Source organism: Pseudoflavitalea rhizosphaerae (genome assembly GCF_003991355.1).
Classification (GTDB): Bacteria; Bacteroidota; Bacteroidia; order Chitinophagales; family Chitinophagaceae; genus Pseudobacter; species Pseudobacter rhizosphaerae.
In genome coordinates this window covers 147,542-166,647 of record NZ_RCSU01000014.1, presented here as the reverse complement: position 1 = coordinate 166,647, position 19,106 = coordinate 147,542, and the positions used below count along the sequence as shown (strand labels likewise).

Below are 19,106 nucleotides of genomic sequence, written 5' to 3'. Positions count from 1 at the left end.
TCACTCGCCAGAGGCGAGCGACTGGGCACACCCTGTTTTTTTCGCACATGGCCTGTGGATTAAAAATGTACAGGATTTTACTCCCTTTCAGGAACTTTGTAACGTTATTTGCTGTTTGATTGTTGATACTGAAAGAACCAGAAGATTATGTCGAAATTCTCACACCTGCACGTCCATACCCAGTTCTCATTGCTCGATGGGGCCGCCTCCATCCAAAGCCTCTACAAAAAAGCCATCAAGGATGGCCAGCCCGCTGTTGCCATCACGGACCACGGTAATATGTTCGGGGCTTTTGAATTTGTATCGGAGGCTTACAAGCACAAGAACGACGATGGCTCACTCAAAGTAAAGCCCGTTGTAGGATGCGAGTTCTATGTGGTGGAAGACCGTACACGTAAAACCTTCTCCAAAGAACAAAAAGACGAACGCTACCACCAGGTACTGCTCGCAAAAAATGCAAAAGGATACCAGAACCTCATCAAGCTCACTTCCCTCGGTTATATCGAAGGTATGTACAGCAAGTACCCGCGCATCGATAAAAAACTGATCGAACAATACCACGAAGGACTCATCGCTACCACCTGCTGCATCGGGGCTTATGTACCCCAAACCATCCTTCACGATGGCGAAGAAAAAGCAGAAAAAGAATTCAAATGGTGGCTCGATCTCTTCGGAGAAGATTATTTCATCGAACTGCAGCGCCATAACCTCAAAGAACAGATCCAGATCAATGAGGTACTGCTGAAATTCTCGCTGAAATACAATGTACCGGTGATTGCCACCAACGACAGTCACTATACAGACCAGGACGATTACAATGCCCACGACATCCTCCTTTGTATCAATACCGGTGAAAAGAAATCCACGCCGGGCTTCGACGATTTTGTGAACGATGACGCCATCGTCAAGGAACGCCGTTTCAAATTCCCGAACGACCAGTTCTATTTCAAGACGCAGGATGAAATGAAAAAACTCTTTTCAGACATCCCGCAGGCCATCGACAATACCAATATGATCGTGGACCGCGTGGAAGTGCTGAACCTGAAGAAAGATATCCTCCTGCCAGCATTCCCGCTTCCAAAAGAATTCCAGCTCACAGACGACAGTAACCTGAACCAATGGGAATTCCTCAAGCATATCACCTATGAAGGCGCAAAGATGCGCTACGTGGAGATCACCGATGATATCCGCGAACGGCTCGACTTCGAGCTCTTCACCATCAAAACAATGGGATTTGCCGGTTACTTCCTCATCGTGAGTGATTTCATCAAAGCTGGCCGCGACCTCGGCGTATTCATCGGGCCAGGCCGTGGATCGGCCGCCGGTAGCGCTGTAGCCTACTGTATCGGCATCACCAATATCGATCCCATCAAATACAACCTCCTGTTCGAAAGGTTCCTTAACCCGGACCGTAAGAGCATGCCGGATATCGATACGGATTTCGACGATGAAGGCCGCCAAAAAGTTATTGATTACGTAGTTGACAAATATGGCAAGAACCAGGTAGCACAGATCATCACCTACGGCACCATGGCCGCCAAGATGAGTATCAAGGACGTGGCCCGCGCACTCGACCTGCCACTCGCGGAATCGAATGCCCTCGCCAAAATGGTGCCCGATAAACCAGGTATCGAACTGGGCCGCGTACTGAAAGCGCCACTCACTGCAAAAGAAGGGGAAAAATCCCTCGAAGAAAAAGAACAGCTTGGCCCTGATGATCTCGAAAATGTAAAACGTATCCGCGAAGTTTACCGTGGTACTAACCTCAATGCACAAGTGCTGCACGAAGCGGAACGCCTGGAAGGTTCCGTACGCAACACAGGTATCCACGCGGCCGGTATCATCATCGCCCCAAAAGACCTTACTGAACTGATCCCCGTTTGTACAGCCAAAGACTCCAGTCTCTGGGTTACACAGATAGAGGGCAGCATCATCGAAGATGCAGGCGTAATCAAGATGGACTTCCTGGGTCTGAAAACCCTTACTATCATCAAGAATGCCCTGCGCATGATCAAAGAGAACCACGGCATCGATATCGTGATCGACGATATCCCGCTCGATGATCAGAAAACCTACGAGATCTATCAGCGCGCAGATACCATCGGCACCTTCCAGTTCGAGAGCCCCGGAATGCAGAAATACCTGCGCGATCTCAAACCTGACCAGTTCGCTGACCTTATTGCGATGAACGCCCTCTACCGGCCAGGCCCACTCGCTTATATTCCCTTGTTCATCGACCGTAAGCATGGCCGGGAGCCCATCACCTACGATCTTCCCGAGATGGAGGAATACCTCGCCGAATCCTACGGGATCACGGTTTACCAGGAACAGGTGATGTTGCTGGCCCAAAGTCTTGCCGGCTTCTCCAAAGGCGATGCGGACGTACTGCGTAAGGCGATGGGTAAAAAGCAGAAATCGGTTCTGGATAAAATGAAGACCCAGTTCATCGCAGGCGCCACAGCCAAAGGCCATCCGGCTGATAAACTGGAAAAGATCTGGACAGACTGGGAAGCCTTCGCCCAATACGCGTTCAACAAATCGCACTCTACCTGCTATGCCTTCGTAGCCTACCAGACAGCTTATTTGAAAGCGCACTACCCTTCCGAATACATGGCCGCCGTTCTGAACAACGCCGGCAATATCGAAAAGATCACTTTCTTCATGGAAGAATGTAAACGGATGGGATTGAAAGTACTCGGTCCGGACATCAATGAATCCAAAAAAGGTTTTGCCGTAAACAAGGCCGGCGATATCCGGTTCGGATTGGGTGGACTGAAAGGCGTGGGTGAAGCCGCGGTGGACAGTATCATTTTCGAACGTGAAGAGAAAGGGCCTTATTCGTCCATCTTCGACATGGCCAAACGCGTGAACCAGCGTACGGTGAACAAGAAAACATTGGAAAGCCTCGTGTATGCCGGCGCGTTCGATTGTTTTCCTGAATTGCACCGCGCGCAATACTTCACCATTCCTCCAAACGATACCAGCTCAGGCCTGGAGAAGATCATCAAGTACGGAAACATCCTGCAGGCGGAAAGCCAGAACGCTTCCAACAGCCTTTTTGGCGATCTCTCCACCAATATCGAGATCGCACCTCCGAAGATCGCCCCCTGCGAACCCTGGACGCTCACAGACCTGCTCAATAAAGAGAAAGAAGTAACGGGCATCTTCATGAGCGGTCACCCGCTGGACCATTTCAAGTTTGAATTGCACCATTACGGCATCAAACCGCTGGTTGAATACAACGAAATACAGAACACCGAATTACTGATGGCGCAGTACGCCGGTAAAACGCTTCGCATCGCCGGATTAGTGACGGATGCACAGCATCGCGTGACGAAGACGGGTAAAAACTTTGCGAAAGTGGTAATTGAAGATTATACCGGTAATGCAGAACTGCTTTTCTGGAGCAATGATTACCCTCGTTTCAGTTCATTTTTCCAAAACGGACTGAACCTCTTGGTTACAGGAACCTTCTCACAGAAACGCAGCTTCAACCCTGATCCCAACAAGCCGCCTGAATACGAATTCAAGGCCTCCGAGATCACTTTGCTGGAGACGGTAAAAGGCAAATACACCAAGCAGCTGATCCTGGATATCCAGGCCAGGCACCTGACGCCTGAACTGATCGATTTCCTTGAAGATAATGTTAAAAAAAACCCGGGCGGAGCAGGCCTTCGCTTCAATATCATCGAGCCAAAGTCGCAGTTGAAGATCAGCATGTACAGCCTGGAAGCGAAATTCCAGATGAATGACGAAATGACGGCCTGGCTGAGGGAAAAGCCTGAAGTAGAGGTGGCTGTAGTGACTAGCTAGCAGATGTGGATATGTGGAAATGTCACCGTTTCAGTAAAATGAAAATGGTTATATATTTGCTCTCTTAACCCCATGGAACAAAGACTGGAAGCGATGGTTAGGTGAGATGAACAAAACGGTTCCCTCGCCTGTTTTAATCAGATACAGTCTTCATTCAAATAATATTTATAAAAACTTTTTTATGGCTTTAGAATTTACTGATGCGAACTTCCAGGAAAAGGTACTTTCTTCCGATAAACTGTCTGTAGTGGATTGCTGGGCTGAGTGGTGCGGACCCTGTCGTGCAATCGGACCCGTTATCGAAGATCTGTCGAAAGAATATGACGGACGTGTGAACGTAGGTAAAGTGAATGTTGACCATAATCCTGAGATCAGCATCAATTACGGAATCACTTCTATCCCTGCGATCCTCTTCTTCAAAGGCGGAAAGATCGTAGACAAGCTGGTAGGTGCACAACCTAAAGCAAACTTCGTTAAGAAGATCGAACAGCACATGTAGTATTCGCGATATAAAAGCAGTTTACTGCTGACATTGAAGACCGGTTTTTTCAGCCGGTCTTTTTTATTGCCCTTATGTTCCATCCCACCTAACGGTGACCTGTACCATATAAACAAGGAAAAATGTCCTGAGATTATGAATATTGCTTATATTGAAAGGTCTTTTCATCCAAACTGAGTGTACATGAGTCCTGTACTGGAAAATATTCTGCGCGGCATGCTGGGCATGTTCTTTCTCATTTTCGTGTGTTTTCTCTTCAGTAATAATCGCAGGGCCATCAACTGGAAGCTGGTGCTGATCGGAATAGTGGCGCAGGTCTGTTTTGCATTAGGTGTATTGAAAGTGAATTTCGTGAAAGTAGTGTTCCAATGGCTATCAGAGAAATTTGTGGAAGTAATCAATATCGGTCACAAGGGCATTGAATTCCTCTTCGGCAATCTCGCCAATGCAGAGGGTTCCTGGGCCTATATTTTCGCAGTGCAGGTATTGCCCAATATCATTTTCTTCTCTGCTTTATCAGCCATGTTCTACTATCTCGGCGTATTGCAGAAAGTAGTGTATGTATTTGCCTGGATGCTGAAGAAACTCGGCATCTCAGGTCCGGAAAGCGTGAGTACCGGCGCCAATATCTTCCTCGGCCAAACCGAAGCGCCGTTGATGATCCGTCCCTTCCTCGACAAACTTACCCGCTCGGAAATACTTTGTATCATGGTAGGCGGTATGGCCAATACTGCCGGGAGTGTACTGGCCGCATATGTTGGCTTCCTCGGCGGCAATGATCCCGATCAACAAAAATATTTCGCGCTTCACATGCTCAGCCAGAGCATCATGAGCGCTCCAGCCGCCATTGTGGTTTCCAAGATATTGTTCCCCCAAACGGAGCCGTATATGCGAGAACTGAAAGTACCCCGCGAAAAGCTTGGCGATAATTTTCTCGATGCCATTTCACTCGGCACCACCGATGGCATGAAACTAGCCGTGAACGTAGGCGCCATGCTCATCGTTTTTACCGCCCTCATGTATTTCGCCAACTGGATCCTGGGCAGCATCGGCTCCTGGACCAATCTCAACAGCACTATCGCAGCCGCTACCAATGGCCGTTATGAATCGCTCTCCCTGCAGATGTTGCTCGGCTATATCTTCTCCCCTATTGCCTGGCTCATCGGCGTGGACTCGCGGGAAATGATACCGGTGGGGCAGCTACTCGGGGAAAAGACCATCCTTAACGAGTTCGTGGCCTATATCTCTTTCGGACAAATGAAAACAGCCGGCGTGATCTCCGATCCAAAATCGATATTGATCACTACCTACGCGCTCTGCGGCTTCGCGAATTTTGCCAGTATCGGCATACAGATCGGCGGCATCAGCCAGCTGGCGCCCAACCAGCGCAGAAACCTCACGGAGCTGGGAGTGAAAGCCCTGATCGGCGGAACCATCGCCTGCCTCATGTGCGGCTGCATCGCCGGCGCACTGATGTAAGAGAAATGAACATTATTGCCAGCCAACTGTTATGGGACTATTGTACCTTTGCGGCATTGAATCAAAGGCAGTTTTACAACCATGAATACTTCTATCGGGAAATTAATCGCCGCCGAAACGGACGCCACTCTTCGCAGTATCGCTGAAAAGGTTGTCCGTAAGGAACGCATCACTCCGGAAGACGGCCTCTACCTGTTTGAACATGCAAGCCTTCCCTTCGTTGGCGCCCTCGCCAATTTCGTAAGGGAAAGACTGCACGGGAACACCACTTATTTCAATCGCAATTTCCATATCGAGCCCACCAACGTGTGTGTGTTCGCCTGTAAATTCTGCTCCTACTCGCGGCTCTATGCCCATCGCGAAGAAGGCTGGGAACTCAGCACCGAACAAATGCTGGACATTGTAAAGAAATACGATGGCAAACCCGTTACCGAAGTGCATATCGTTGGCGGCGTTCACCCCAAGATGAACCTCGAATTCTTTGCAGACCTCATCCGCAAGATCCGCGCCCATCGTCCCGATCTCCATATCAAAGGATTCACGGCCGTGGAACTGGACTATATGTTCCGGAAAGCAAAGAAAACCGTTGACGAAGGAATGGCTTACCTCCACGAAGCAGGGCTGCAATCACTGCCCGGCGGCGGCGCCGAGATCTTCGACCAGGAGATCCGCGAACAGATCTGCGCCGATAAGATCGACGGTGAAGGATGGCTCGCCATTCATAAAGCCGCACACAAACTCGGCATGCACAGCAATGCCACCATGCTCTACGGTCATATCGAAACCTATGCACATCGCATCGATCATATGGAACGTCTCCGCAAACTGCAGGACGAAACCGGCGGCTTCAACACTTTCATTCCGTTGAAATTCCGCAATGGCGACAATGAAATGAGCCATGTGAATGAGCTCAGCATCATCGAAGACATGCGCCTCTACGCCATCGCACGTTTATACATGGATAATTTCCCGCATCTCAAAGCATACTGGCCAATGCTGGGTCGCAATAATGCGCAGCTATCGCTCAGTTTTGGTGTGAATGATATCGATGGCACCATTGATGACTCCACGAAGATCTATTCCATGGCTGGCTCTGAAGAACAAACTCCTGCCATGAGCACTGCGCAACTGGTTACCCTCATCAAACAGGTGAAACGCAAACCAGTGGAGCGTGATACTTTGTACAACGAGATCCGCGATTATTCTGAAATAGATATAAAGGAAATTGAAACGAATCCGTTGTTGAATTAACGGGCTCCTTGAATAATTTTTGAAGCATCAGGTTTTTGCCTGGTGCTTTTTCTTTTTGGGCAAAGGGATATGCGCAACGCGGCTGATGAAACAAACCGGCGCGGGAGGATGTTTATTGAGCTTTTGTTATTAGGATTGGGCTATGGTAATACTGTTGAGCTTCTTCGCTTATGTTTCAAAGGCCGCTTATGCGCATACCCGCTTTGCCATGGGCAGCGTGGATGTGCGGCAAATGAAATGCAATTACAAGGAGATTAAGTTTATAGGAAGTAGTTTCAATTTTCGTATTGCTAGTCTAAGCAGGTAGGTACTTATGAAGCACTTTTCCATTTTTATAAGAAATGACGCTTTCCAGTTTCAGAATTTTTTGTTCTCTGAAAATGGGCATCCCTTCTCCGATAGCTACTGGGTTAATAAAGAGATAGTATTCATCGATGAGGTTGAGACTGATGAGTGAGCTTACAAAAGTTGCGCCGCCATAGACAATGATATTTTTTCCAGGTTGTTGTTTCAGTGCATTTACAACAGTGGCCAGCTCATTGTTTTCGACTGTCACATTGCGGCCCTTGATCTCTTTCTGCGTGCGGCTGAAAATGATCTTGTGATGGTTCACCATTAGCTGCGCCAATGTATTCATAGGGTTTTGCGGCTGGTTGTCTACCACATCTTCCCAATAGTCTATGAATTCCCTGCTCATCTTTCTTCCCATCAGAATGGTATCGCTACTCCCGGCCAGTTCAATTACACGTTTGAATCCTTCTTCATCGCGTTCGCCGGATAACCACATCCAGTCTGTTTTCCCATCTGGTCTGGCCACATAACCATCGAGTGTCATATTCACCTGAAATATTAGCTTACGCATAGTATCGTTTTTTATTTTTTACAGTATTTCAATTCCACATCAAATATCAGCAGACTTGACAAATCAAAGCGGGTATGAACACGACAGAATAGAGGTGAATTGCGCAGGATCTGATCAGTAGTATATCTTACCAGACAGCAGCGCTGAAGAACTAAAAATCTAATCGAATAAGAGGATAGAATAATGGATAATAGAATAGTGGAATAGCGGAACAGTGGATTTGTGGATTTGTGGATTTGTGGATTTGTGGATTTGTGGATTTATGGATTTATGAAATGATGATTGATCAAAGAATCTGAAGCCTGATGAATCATAACTGATGCACCCTCACACCTCCCGGCTGAGATGCGGGTATATTAAATAACGGCCTATGAAATGTAAGCGAAGAAGCCCGGCCCATCTACCACAGCCCATCCAACCCATCCAAACCCCAATATATATTCTCCCGCGCCGGTTCATTTCATCAGCCGGATTTCATATACCCCATCGAAGCTATACCCCATCCAACACCCATGTTTGCCGGTATTTCAACCAATCATCTACCATCTCATTACTGACCGGAGTTGTGAAATAGCTCAATCCACTCAGCGTCTTATGCATCGTTGCCGCTTTATGCACAACACGGAATCCGCAGCTGTTGAAGAATGCTTCCGCTTCGTCATAGGTCTGGAACTTGTTATCGTTCACATTGTGCTCTGCCAGGAATTCTTTCCATTTATTGTCTTCCTGCGTTTGTTTGCCGTTACCAGGTTCATGGTCAGGATTCTTCAGGTATACATCACCGGTAATCCAGTGCCCACCGCGACGCTTGAGGATATTGCGGATGGTGGCGCAGAGCGCGCGTTTTTCTTCGTCATCCAGGTATACGAGTAATCCTTCATTCACGATGGTGATGGGCCCTGGCGGGAAGTATTGCAATGCATTTTCAAACTGTTGTTCATCCATCGCATTGAGCGGATGAACATAAAGTTTGCCTTTGCGATGAATATGATGGATACGGATGAGATCGGTGATGAGACTTTTCTTGTTGCCGGCTGATTCCGGCAGGTCGGTATCGAGATATACTACCGGTTTGTGCTGCGCCATGGCAAGGCCGCGGCAACTAAATCCTGATGAGAGCTCCAGCACATTGGTGGGATGGAGAATATCAAGACTTTGATCGATGGTCTTGTAGCGGTTCTCGAAATGGAGAACGCGTACGAGAAACGTTTCGGAATGTTTTTGCTGCAAAAGCCGGTCGAATGCTTCCGGGTCGAGGATCAGTGCAGCGGTTTCCCGGGCAAAGGGGATGTCCGTCAATGCCTTCATCAGCAGCAATACGCGTGCTGATGGACTAATGGTGTTGAAGTTACGTTCGGTAGTCATCAGTTGTTTTTTTAAGAATGAACAACAGGGACCAGGGCGTCTGGAACGCAACGAAGAATTGGTTGATGTCTGAGAAGGTCAATGGCCAGGAGGCAAACAAACGGCAAGTTCCGTTAGCATTCACTCAGGCTGATCGGTATATGAACAGCCAGTCCGCCTTCAGCGGTCTCCTTGTATTTAAAACTCATATCCCTTGCTGTATCCCACATGGTTCTGATCACACCGTCCAGAGACACGCGAGCAAAGTCCGGCGTGCTCTGCAAAGCCAGTTGAGAAGCAGTGATAGCTTTGATAGCGCCCATGGTATTGCGCTCGATGCAGGGTATCTGTACCAGTCCGGCAATAGGATCGCAGGTGAGGCCAAGGTGGTGCTCCATAGCGATCTCTGCCGCCATCATCGCCTGTCGCTGGCTGCCGCCCTGCGCTTCCGTTAATCCGGCTGCAGCCATGGCGGAGGACACTCCGATCTCTGCCTGACAGCCACCCATAGCCGCAGATATGGTAGCGCCTTTCTTGAAGATGCTTCCGATCTCCGCTGCGGTGAGCATGAACTGTAAGATCCTGTCTTCCTTATATCCGCTGCAGAAGGTCACGAAATATTGTAATACAGCCGGGATCACACCGGCAGCTCCATTGGTGGGTGCTGTGACTACCCTGCCGAATGAAGCATTCTCTTCATTAACGGCGAGAGCGAAGCAACTCACCCAGTCGAGTATGTACTGGAATTGTTGTCCACCATCACGGATGGCCTGTAACCAGGAATCGTAATCATGGTAAGTTCTTCCGTTGAGCAGTTTTTTATTGAGATCTGCTGCGCGGCGTTTTACATTGAGCCCGCCGGGAAGCGTACCCTGTGTATGGCAACCGCGATAGATGCAATCCTTCATCACCTGCCAGATATTGAGCATGCTGGCTTTCGTTTCCGATTCACTGCGCCAGCTGTTCTCGTTTTCCATTACTACTTCGTGAATGGCAAGACCGGTCTTGCGGCACCAGTGCAGCAGGTCATCAGCAGTATCAACCGGGAAAGGCAGTTGAACTGCAGCAGTGCCTCCGGCTTCCTCTCCTTCCTGTACAACAAAACCGCCGCCAACGGAATAATAAGTTTCCGCGATCTGTTCTCCATCTTCGAAAGTGGCGAGGCAGGTCATGGCATTGGGATGGAAAGGCAGGCTTTCCGTCATGAGCAGTTCTATATCTTCTGCGGGATCGAAATCAATTTCATGTCTGCCGTTCAGCACCAGTTTTTTCATGGCGGCGATGTCCCTGATCTTGGGTTGGATCTGGTGAACATCGAAGGTGACCGGGTCATCTCCGCAGAGGCCCAGCTGAACAGCGATATCGGTACCGTGGCCCTTACCGGTTTTGGCGAGGGAACCATACAACAATACGCGAACGGATACTACATTGAAAATGGACTGACGGGATTCAAGTGCGCTGAGAAATCGTTGAGCGGCACGCCAGGGGCCCAGTGTATGTGAGCTTGAAGGCCCTACACCGATCTTGAACATGTCGAATACTGAGATAGCTTCGTGTGGCAAGTGATCATCTATTTACTACAAAGATAGCTGAAAAGCGATTCATTCCTAACTCACTTCCAGGAGGGTTACTTCGTAGATAATCACGGGAGTATGCGGGGCAACAAGAACAATATTCGTGTTCTTGTCTTTCTTCCCTTCGGCGCCGTAGCCAAGTGTGGGAGGTACATAAAAACGGATCTTTCCGCCGGGTTTGATCAGCGGCAGAGCAATCCTCCAGCTTTCCAGCATTAATTTAAGATTAAGAACAACATCATTACTGCTTTCGAATTCAACGCCATTCACCAGCTTTCCGGAGAAGCGGACACGGATGCTGGAACAGATCTGGGGAGTCATGCCCATGCCTTCAGTAATGATTTGATAAAAGAGTCCGCTCGCATGTTCAGTGGCCACAATATTGGCCCCGCCCAGGTAATCCTTCACTGCCTGTTTCTCAGACGCCGGCGCCGTGATATTCCGGGGAGCACAATCGTTTTCCTTCTTGAAACATTGGGAAAACACCAGGAGTATGACGCAGCAAAGCAGTGCAGTTTTTCGCATCGGTTATATTTGGCTGTTGATGAACATATAGACAGTGATTCAAATATTAGTGCTGCACCGGGTTATTGGCGGTATTTGCTTCTTTCTTTTCTCGTTCTTCCTTTGCCTTCAGTTCCCTGTATTGCTGCTCCTTCATGTCCCATTGATGGCGCTTGTAAAAGATAGCTACAAAGATGGCGATGATCACTACGCAGATGATCAGCAGGGTGGGACTTAAACTGGCGTTTGCTTCCATATCCGCCCGTACATACCAGTAGCGGCCTGTGAAAACGATGATGATTATTGGTAACGAAAAAAGCAATCCGATTGGTATTCCAACCATCAACTGATATTGCCACTTTTTTTCCCGCAACCGGTTGGCCTCCCAGTATTCAATGAATTGGAGCTCTCTTTCTGTCATATCGCAAAATTACGGACTGCCTTGCTTCTTTGTTTGCATACCAACAATTTATGTTTAACTTGTGCCAAATAAAATCCATCATATCTTGAAATTTGCCGTTCTACTAGCGAAATACTTCTACACTAAAAAACAACTGTCCCTGCCTGGCATCGGTGTACTCCACCTGGATGCCGCAGTAACTGTTCCTGATTTCAGCGACAAAAATTTCAGGGAAGTATTGAAGTACATACAGTTCACCCAGAAGAATATTGCAAAGGCAGATGATGAACTGATCGAGTTTATCCGAACACAAACAGGGAAGATCAGGCCACTCGCGGAATCTGACCTGGAATCCTACCTGGCAGATGGCAAACTGCTGCTGAATATCGGCAAGCCCTTCACCATCGAAGGCATCGGGTCTCTGCAGAAAATGAAATCCGGTGACCTGGTCTTCACTGCCGGCGAGCCCACCATCGAGAGGCTGGATTTTCATACAGAAGATAAAACACCCGATAAATCAGTCAAACATATTCCCGTTTATGATGAGAGCCAGGCCAGGCACACGGTCCACAATAACCAGCGTCGCGTGTTGCTGGTAGGTACTATAATTGTGATCGGACTGATCGTGATCCTCTGGGGCGGTTACAGCCTGTACAACAAAGCCGATAAGCAGCCTGCACAGGCATCATCCGAAGTAACAACGCCTATCACAAATCCTGACTCTGCCGCCGTTCAGCAAGCCGACAGCAATATCATTGAACAGCCTGCTGCCGTAACTCCTCCCGGAACCTATAAATTCATTTTCGAGAAAACAGACAGGAGAGCAAGAGCGCTCAGAAGGTTCGCTTTTGTGCATGATCTCAGCCCACGTATTCAAATGGAAACAACAGATTCTCTCAACTTCACCATCTTCGTACGCCTCCCGGCCATGCCAGCCGATACCGGCAGACTGAAAGATTCCCTGAATGCCTGGTACTACGGCACCAAGCCTGTGAAAGTGATGATCGAGCCTTAATTTTTCGATTTCCTGAAATACAGGTACAGCGGTGCTCCCAGTGCAGTGATCACAAGTCCAAGCAGTGAATTGATCACGGGTGATTGTCCTGCATTGTATTTATTTACATCGTTCATGATAGTGCTGACCACATAGAATGCCGCAAAGCCTATGAACAGCAATGGCAGGAACGGGTATCCCCAAACCCTGTAGGGACGCGGATGATCAGGCATCTTCCATCGCAACACAAATACGCCGATGGCGCCGAAGGTATAGGCTACCCAGGCCACGAACACGAACATATCCGCCAGCATATCGAAACTACCGCTCACTACTAACACTGATGCCCATACGCAATGCAGCCATAATGCATTGCCCGGTGTTCCATACTTCGCATGTTCCTTACCGGTAAAAGCGAAAAACAGGCGGTCCTTTCCCATCGCATAAGTTACCCTGGCTTCCGTCATCGTATTGCCATTGATAGCCCCGAAAGTGCAGATCACGATCATGGCCGCCACGATAGCGCCGCTGGTTTCGCCGAGTGCAATGGCGATAGCATCGGCTGCCACCAGTGAAGAGCCGGCCATCCGGTCTACCGGCAACACATAGAGATAGGCCTGGTTCACGAGAAGGTATATAATGATGCAAGCCAGCAGTCCCATCAACAAACTCCGGGGAATATTGCGTTGCGGATCTTTGATCTCCCCTCCTACGAATGTTACATTCACCCAACCATCATAAGCCATAAAAGCGCCTGTGAGTGCAGCTACCAGGCCACCCGCCAGTTCCCATCCCTCCTTCGGGCTGGTGGAATGCTGAACAAAATGCTGTACACTGCCATTACCACTCAGGAAGATGCCGAACACCAGCAGGATGATCACCCCCACTTTGATCATTGTACTCACCACCTGCACAATGCCACCTGCTTTCACACTCCGGTAATTGAGCCAGGTAAGCCCCACGATCAATGCGATGGCCAGCGATTTCACGCCTGCATTTTCCAATGGATACAAATTGCCCAGCAATGGGATATGCCAGACCATAGCCTTTTCTGTTGCCTCTGTAAATTGAGGTAACTGCAAAAAGAAATCGGCGTATTGCGCACACACGAAGGAGATGGCTGATACAGCAGCCGTATTGATCACCGTAAAACCTGCCCAGCCATACATGAAGGCAAAGAAATCGCCGAACATTTTCTGGAAAAAGATATAGAGTCCGCCGGTTTGCGGGAACATCGCTCCCACTTCCGCATAGATGAGTCCTCCGATCAGCGAAAGCAGTCCTGCCATTACCCAGACCAATGCCAGCCAAACCGGCGAAGCCGTCTGTGCCGCCATGGCAGCTGGTTTCATAAATACGCCTGATCCAATGATACTGCCCACCACTATACTGGCGGCCGACCAGAACCCAAGCATCCGGCGCGCGGAAGGAATAGCCATAGCTGTATCAGTTTAAGGGTTGAGCAGACTGGAAATAATGCGATGAAAATGATGTGTGCCCTGCTCTCTTGTAACGGAATATCTTCCGTGACCGTAGAACCTGCTACGCACACCCAGCTGCACCGCTTCCACCACCGCTTCATCTTCCATCTCCACCGTATTGAGTTCCGATCCTGCTCCTGTATTGAACTTATCTTCTTTCCACACATAAGATAGAAAAGAAACTTTACACCTGTCTATCGCCAATGGTTGAACGATATTGATGCTTATTCCCCAGGGATAGAAATTGAACATCATATTCGGGAAAACGAAAAAATAATAAGCAGCTACTTTCTTCCCAAAATCCGGTGAAGAGGAAGGCAGATCGAAAACATCATCATCATCTTTCGCAATACCTAACTGCAGGTTGGAGTATTTAAAAAGTTCTGTCGTATAGTTTCCAAAGTCGATCACGGCATTCAGACCTGCATGAACAAATGGAATATGGAACCCTTCCAGGTAGTTCTCGCAATACAGCGCCCAGTGGGCATTTACGAAATAGTCCTTGCTCAGGTCCGGCCTGGGTTTGAATTCATCTACCGGCAACCATCCTACCCTTTGCATCATATCTTTCAGATAAGGCGCCGGATCTGCATGGTTTTGCAGCGAAGCAAACAACAAAGGGCCCCATTGATACACCGGTAATTGTGCGAGATCATCTGATGGAGCGGGAAAATCTTTTACTTCCCTGAACTCAGGCATGGATTTGAATCTCCCATCGAGCGCAAACGATCTGCCGTGATAACGGCAACGCAAATGCGCAGCATTGCAGGGCTCGTGTACAACAATGGTGCCGCGGTGCGTACATACATTGCTGAGGCAATGCAGTTTTCCCGTATTGTCTTTAGTGAGTACCAGCGGTTCATTCAGGTAACCATCCAGGTAAGTAAAAGGATGACAACTGCCCGGCGTTCCCACAAGCTCCTGGTCCCCGATGAATTGCCAGGATGGAGTGAAGATCTTTTCTTTGGCCAGTTCATACATTGCCGGATCCGTGTAGAAATCGGTGTGCAATGTTCTTGCCACGGAAATATCCGGATCAACATAAAATCGGTTCATAAGGGGAAGGTTGTTCATGAAATTTACTATCTTAATCTGATAAAACCATTGGCTTTGAAACAAGTTATTTTAGCATGCTGCTGTATGCTCACGATGGCAGCTTCTGCACAGAAAAACATCCGCCTCTTCAATGGCAAAGATCTCAACGGCTGGAAGATCCACGGAACTGAAAAATGGTATGTAGAGAAAGGTGAGCTGGTCTGCGAAAGCGGTCCGGATAAACAGTATGGTTATCTGAGTACAGACAGCAATTACAATAATTTCGAATTCACCTGCAAATTCAAACAGGAAGCCAATGGCAACAGCGGTGTGTTCTTCCGCTCAGGAATCGAAGGAGTGAAGATCAGTGGCTGGCAGGTGGAAGTGGCGCCTCCCGGCAAGCATACCGGCGGCATTTACGAATCCTATGGCCGCGGCTGGTTGATCCAACCGAAAAAAGAAGATGAGCAATGGCTGAAAGCCGGAGAATGGAATACGCTAAAGATCCTTGCAAAGGGCAACAAGGTCACTACCTGGCTGAATGGCCATCAGATGGTGCAGATAGACGATGAGAAGATCGGCGCGGGACGCGGATTCATCGCGCTGCAGATCCATGATGGCGGTGGCATCAAAGTGAGGTGGAAGGAACTGAAAATAAAAAAATTGACGGATTGATCAGCGTGCNCTGAAAATAAAAAAATTGACGGATTGATCAGCGTGCTGCAGTCGCTCGCCTCCCGGCGAGTGACTTGTATTTAGTCGCCTCCGGCGACACTGTGTTCGTCGGAGGCGAACAAATATTTGTCACTCGCCGGGAGGCGAGCGACTGCAGCACTCCGCAAATTCCTTTACTGGTCCAATTCATTGTATTTTGTTGTGAACTTCATAAAATCTTCCGCGGACTTCATTTTCATTGCTGAATCATTCATGAATTGTAGTAATGCTTCCTTTTGAGCGGGGAATTGTGCTGCCAGTTTCTCACGATCATTTTTTATCAGTTTGGTGATGGCGCCATTGCTGAACAGGAAGAATTCGTCCTCTTCTTCAAAGAATCGTTTGGTGGAACTTGGCAAGATATCTTTATCCTCCACGATGGTTTTTGACAGGATATAGAGCAGACTTGCCTTTCCCGGCATCAATACCTGGTAGAAAGTTTCTGCATTGTAGGAGCCGGAAGCCGGATATCCTTTGCGGAATATCATCGAGTCCTTTGAGTTTTTTGGATAGAGCACAAAAGAAGTGATGCTGGAAATTTGCGGGGAGAAGGTTTGTCCTTTGAATTCCATCTGCAGGAAATTGCGCGGACAATCGAAACGTAATTTGAACTGGGTAACCACTCTCCCGTTCCGGTAATAAACGGTGCCATTCACCCAATCTTTGAGCAGGTAAGGGGAACCGGCAACGCCGTCATAATCGCTGCCTGGTTTTCCTGATTGATTGGTCTGCGAATAGCAGGAAGCGGAAACAAGCAGCAGGCACCAGAGTATCTGTTTCATAGACAGGGTTTCTTAGAGGGTCATAAGTTACATTTTTTTGAGGTAATAGGGAAATGAGGTATACAGACAGCAGACAACCACCTATCAACTACAGAAACGAAAAAGGCGCACCATCGCAGTGCGCCTTTCTACTATTCGATCGAATGAGATTAATAATCCATTCCACCCATGCCTGGAGCGCCAGGATGAGCGTGTGCCTCTTCTTTCTTAGGCTTGTCGGCAATTACGCACTCAGTAGTGAGTACCATACCGGCAATAGAAGATGCGTTCTCGAGAGCGATACGTGTTACTTTGGTAGGATCGATAACACCAGCTTTGAACAGGTTTTCATAAACCTCGGTGCGGGCGTTGAAACCATAATCCTTTGTACCTTCTTTCACTTTTTGTACAACGATGCTTCCTTCGATACCGCTGTTGGCCACGATCTGACGGATAGGCTCTTCGAGCGCTCTCTTCACGATCTGGATACCAGTGGTTTCGTCTTCGTTGGAACCTTTAGCTTTTTCCAGCGCCTCGATAGCACGGATATAAGCTACGCCACCACCGGGAACGATACCTTCTTCAACGGCAGCGCGTGTTGCGTGCAGGGCGTCGTCTACGCGGTCTTTCTTCTCTTTCATTTCAACTTCTGTAGCGGCACCTACATAAAGAACAGCTACACCGCCGCTCAGTTTGGCGAGGCGCTCCTGTAATTTCTCTTTATCATAATCGGAAGTAGTTACTTCGATCTGTGCTTTGATCTGGTTAACGCGGGCATTGATATCATCTTTCTTGCCTTTGCCACCAACAACAACAGTGTTGTCTTTGTCGATAGTGATGCTGGCAGCTTGTCCGAGGTAGCTCAGGTCAGCATTCTCCAGTTTGTAACCCTGCTCTTCAGAGATCACGATACCTTTAGTGAGGATCGCAATGTCCTGCAGCATTTCCTTACGACGGTCGCCAAAGCCGGGAGCTTTAACAGCAGCCACTTTGAGGGTACCGCGGAGTTTGTTCACTACGAGCGTAGCGAGTGCTTCACCTTCCAGGTCTTCTGCGATGATCACCAGGGGACGGCCGCTTTGAGCAACTTTCTCCAGGATGTGCAGGATATCTTTCATGGCGCTGATCTTCTTATCGTAGATCAGGATGTAAGGGCTTTGCAGCTCAACTTCCATCTTTTCGCTGTTGGTAACGAAATAAGGAGAGATATAGCCGCGGTCGAACTGCATACCTTCTACTACGTCAACGGTAGTTTCAGTGTTCTTTGCTTCTTCAACAGTGATAACTCCTTCCTTGCCTACTTTACCGAATGCTTCAGCAATCAGTTTGCCGATGGTATCGTCGTTGTTGGCAGAGATAGAAGCCACTTGCTGGATCTTCTTGCTGTCTGTACCTACGGCTTGGGACTGAGCGCGGAGGTTATCGATAACTTTGATAACAGCTTTGTCGATACCGCGTTTCAGGTCCATTGGGTTAGCGCCGGCGGCTACGTTCTTCAGACCTTCGCTGATGATCGATTGTGCCAGAACGGTAGCAGTGGTAGTACCATCACCTGCAATGTCTGCAGTTTTGGAAGCTACTTCTTTCACCATTTGAGCGCCCATATTTTCGATGGGATCTTCCAGTTCGATTTCTTTGGCAACACTCACACCGTCTTTGGTAACGGCAGGTGCACCGAATTTTTTCTCGATAACCACATTACGGCCTTTGGGACCCAGTGTCACTTTCACTGCATTGGCCAGGGTATCTACCCCTTTCTTCATTTTATTACGTGCTTCGATGTCGAAGAACAGTTGCTTTGCCATATACTGTTAATTTGAAAATTTTTGAATTAGATAGGAACGAACGTTTACGATTAAACGATTGCTAAGATGTCGCTTTCTCTCATGATCAGGAGGTCTTCACCTTCGATCTGGATCTCGGTACCGGCATATTTGCCATACAGTACAGTGTCTCCAACTTTTACGGTAACGGGCTCATCTTTTTTGCCGGGGCCGGCAGCTACGATGGTTCCGCGCTGGGGTTTTTCTTTTGCTGTATCAGGAATGATGATACCACCAGCAGTTTTTTCTTCCGCTTTAGCAGGTTTCACAATTACCCTGTCGTGAAGTGGGGTAACATTTAACTTCTTAGCCATTTTGTATCAGTTTTTAAATTTATTAGTGAATTTTCGACCGATCGGATATAGTTTTGCCCGTTCCGGTCCAAGGCTGCCAAAGGTAAACGAATTTCATACCAATCGGCCTTTCCGGTAAACGAATAGGTCATTTTTTCCGGATTGAGCAGGCTCCCTGACAAAAAACGCCCAATTACCGGGGCTATCTCATTCATTTCCAGTGTCAAATTTTCAGACATGCCCTCAATGCTGCCTCAATCCTAATTTTGGGGCGAAGCC

16 protein-coding genes are annotated in these 19,106 nt (G+C 48.3%); 6 read left to right on the top strand and 10 right to left on the bottom strand.

Annotated elements, in window-relative coordinates; all coding sequences use genetic code 11:
* The first annotated feature begins 147 nt into the window (after nt 1-147).
* From dnaE to mqnE, 4 genes are all read left to right on the top strand, one after another.
* Nucleotides 148-3,813, top strand: coding sequence for a DNA polymerase III subunit alpha (dnaE, locus tag D9Y29_RS21765; RefSeq protein WP_127132267.1), 3,666 nt, complete (start codon nt 148-150; stop codon nt 3,811-3,813).
* 181 nt (nt 3,814-3,994) lie between these two features.
* Complete coding sequence (gene trxA / locus D9Y29_RS21760) at nt 3,995-4,312, top strand: thioredoxin (protein WP_127132265.1); 318 nt, start codon at nt 3,995-3,997, stop codon at nt 4,310-4,312.
* Between the two features lie 183 nt (nt 4,313-4,495).
* Complete coding sequence (locus tag D9Y29_RS21755; RefSeq protein ID WP_127132263.1) at nt 4,496-5,791, top strand: NupC/NupG family nucleoside CNT transporter; 1,296 nt, start codon at nt 4,496-4,498, stop codon at nt 5,789-5,791.
* Between the two features lie 81 nt (nt 5,792-5,872).
* Nucleotides 5,873-7,042: an aminofutalosine synthase MqnE gene (gene mqnE / locus D9Y29_RS21750; RefSeq protein ID WP_127132261.1), complete on the top strand. Its 1,170-nt coding sequence runs from the start codon at nt 5,873-5,875 to the stop codon at nt 7,040-7,042.
* A 295-nt stretch (nt 7,043-7,337) separates the two neighbouring features.
* Here mqnE and D9Y29_RS21745 read toward each other — a convergent pair whose 3' ends face one another.
* The 5 genes from D9Y29_RS21745 to D9Y29_RS21725 all read right to left on the bottom strand — a co-directional run bounded on the left by D9Y29_RS21745 (nt 7,338) and on the right by D9Y29_RS21725 (nt 11,747).
* The gene (locus tag D9Y29_RS21745; protein ID WP_127132259.1) at nt 7,338-7,904 is read right to left on the bottom strand and encodes a dihydrofolate reductase family protein; all 567 of its coding nucleotides are present in this window, start codon (nt 7,902-7,904) and stop codon (nt 7,338-7,340) included.
* A 492-nt stretch (nt 7,905-8,396) separates the two neighbouring features.
* Entirely contained in the window at nt 8,397-9,269 is an 873-nt protein-coding gene (locus tag D9Y29_RS21740; protein WP_127132257.1) for a hypothetical protein, read from the bottom strand.
* Nucleotides 9,270-9,382: 113 nt separating this feature from the next.
* Nucleotides 9,383-10,810, bottom strand: coding sequence for an L-serine ammonia-lyase (locus tag D9Y29_RS21735; protein WP_127132255.1), 1,428 nt, complete (start codon nt 10,808-10,810; stop codon nt 9,383-9,385).
* Nucleotides 10,811-10,855: 45 nt separating this feature from the next.
* Nucleotides 10,856-11,347 (bottom strand): FKBP-type peptidyl-prolyl cis-trans isomerase, encoded by a 492-nt coding sequence (locus D9Y29_RS21730; RefSeq protein WP_127132253.1) that lies wholly within the window; start codon nt 11,345-11,347, stop codon nt 10,856-10,858.
* 46 nt (nt 11,348-11,393) lie between these two features.
* Nucleotides 11,394-11,747 carry a hypothetical protein gene (locus D9Y29_RS21725; RefSeq protein WP_127132251.1) on the bottom strand — a complete coding sequence of 118 codons (354 nt, stop codon included), beginning with the start codon at nt 11,745-11,747 and terminating at the stop codon, nt 11,394-11,396.
* 85 nt (nt 11,748-11,832) lie between these two features.
* On the opposite strand from D9Y29_RS21725, the gene D9Y29_RS21720 reads away from it, so the two are divergent.
* Nucleotides 11,833-12,741, top strand: coding sequence for a hypothetical protein (locus D9Y29_RS21720; protein ID WP_127132249.1), 909 nt, complete (start codon nt 11,833-11,835; stop codon nt 12,739-12,741).
* Here D9Y29_RS21720 and D9Y29_RS21715 read toward each other — a convergent pair.
* Both D9Y29_RS21715 and D9Y29_RS21710 read right to left on the bottom strand, forming a co-directional pair.
* Complete coding sequence (locus D9Y29_RS21715; protein ID WP_127132247.1) at nt 12,738-14,159, bottom strand: APC family permease; 1,422 nt, start codon at nt 14,157-14,159, stop codon at nt 12,738-12,740. The two genes, D9Y29_RS21720 and D9Y29_RS21715, sit on opposite strands and share 4 nt — an antisense overlap.
* A 12-nt stretch (nt 14,160-14,171) precedes the next feature.
* Nucleotides 14,172-15,257 carry an aromatic ring-hydroxylating oxygenase subunit alpha gene (locus D9Y29_RS21710; RefSeq protein WP_127132245.1) on the bottom strand — a complete coding sequence of 362 codons (1,086 nt, stop codon included), beginning with the start codon at nt 15,255-15,257 and terminating at the stop codon, nt 14,172-14,174.
* A 54-nt stretch (nt 15,258-15,311) separates the two neighbouring features.
* On the opposite strand from D9Y29_RS21710, the gene D9Y29_RS21705 reads away from it, so the two are divergent.
* The gene (locus D9Y29_RS21705; RefSeq protein ID WP_241238011.1) at nt 15,312-15,911 is read left to right on the top strand and encodes a 3-keto-disaccharide hydrolase; all 600 of its coding nucleotides are present in this window, start codon (nt 15,312-15,314) and stop codon (nt 15,909-15,911) included.
* 173 nt (nt 15,912-16,084) lie between these two features.
* Here D9Y29_RS21705 and D9Y29_RS21700 read toward each other — a convergent pair whose 3' ends face one another.
* From D9Y29_RS21700 to D9Y29_RS21690, 3 genes are all read right to left on the bottom strand, one after another.
* On the bottom strand, nt 16,085-16,732 hold the full coding sequence (locus D9Y29_RS21700) for a hypothetical protein (protein ID WP_127132243.1): 648 nt from the start codon (nt 16,730-16,732) through the stop codon (nt 16,085-16,087).
* A 149-nt stretch (nt 16,733-16,881) separates the two neighbouring features.
* Nucleotides 16,882-18,516 carry a chaperonin GroEL gene (gene groL / locus D9Y29_RS21695; protein ID WP_127132241.1) on the bottom strand — a complete coding sequence of 545 codons (1,635 nt, stop codon included), beginning with the start codon at nt 18,514-18,516 and terminating at the stop codon, nt 16,882-16,884.
* 50 nt (nt 18,517-18,566) lie between these two features.
* The gene (locus D9Y29_RS21690; RefSeq protein WP_127132239.1) at nt 18,567-18,848 is read right to left on the bottom strand and encodes a co-chaperone GroES; all 282 of its coding nucleotides are present in this window, start codon (nt 18,846-18,848) and stop codon (nt 18,567-18,569) included.
* Nucleotides 18,849-19,106 lie beyond the last annotated feature (258 nt).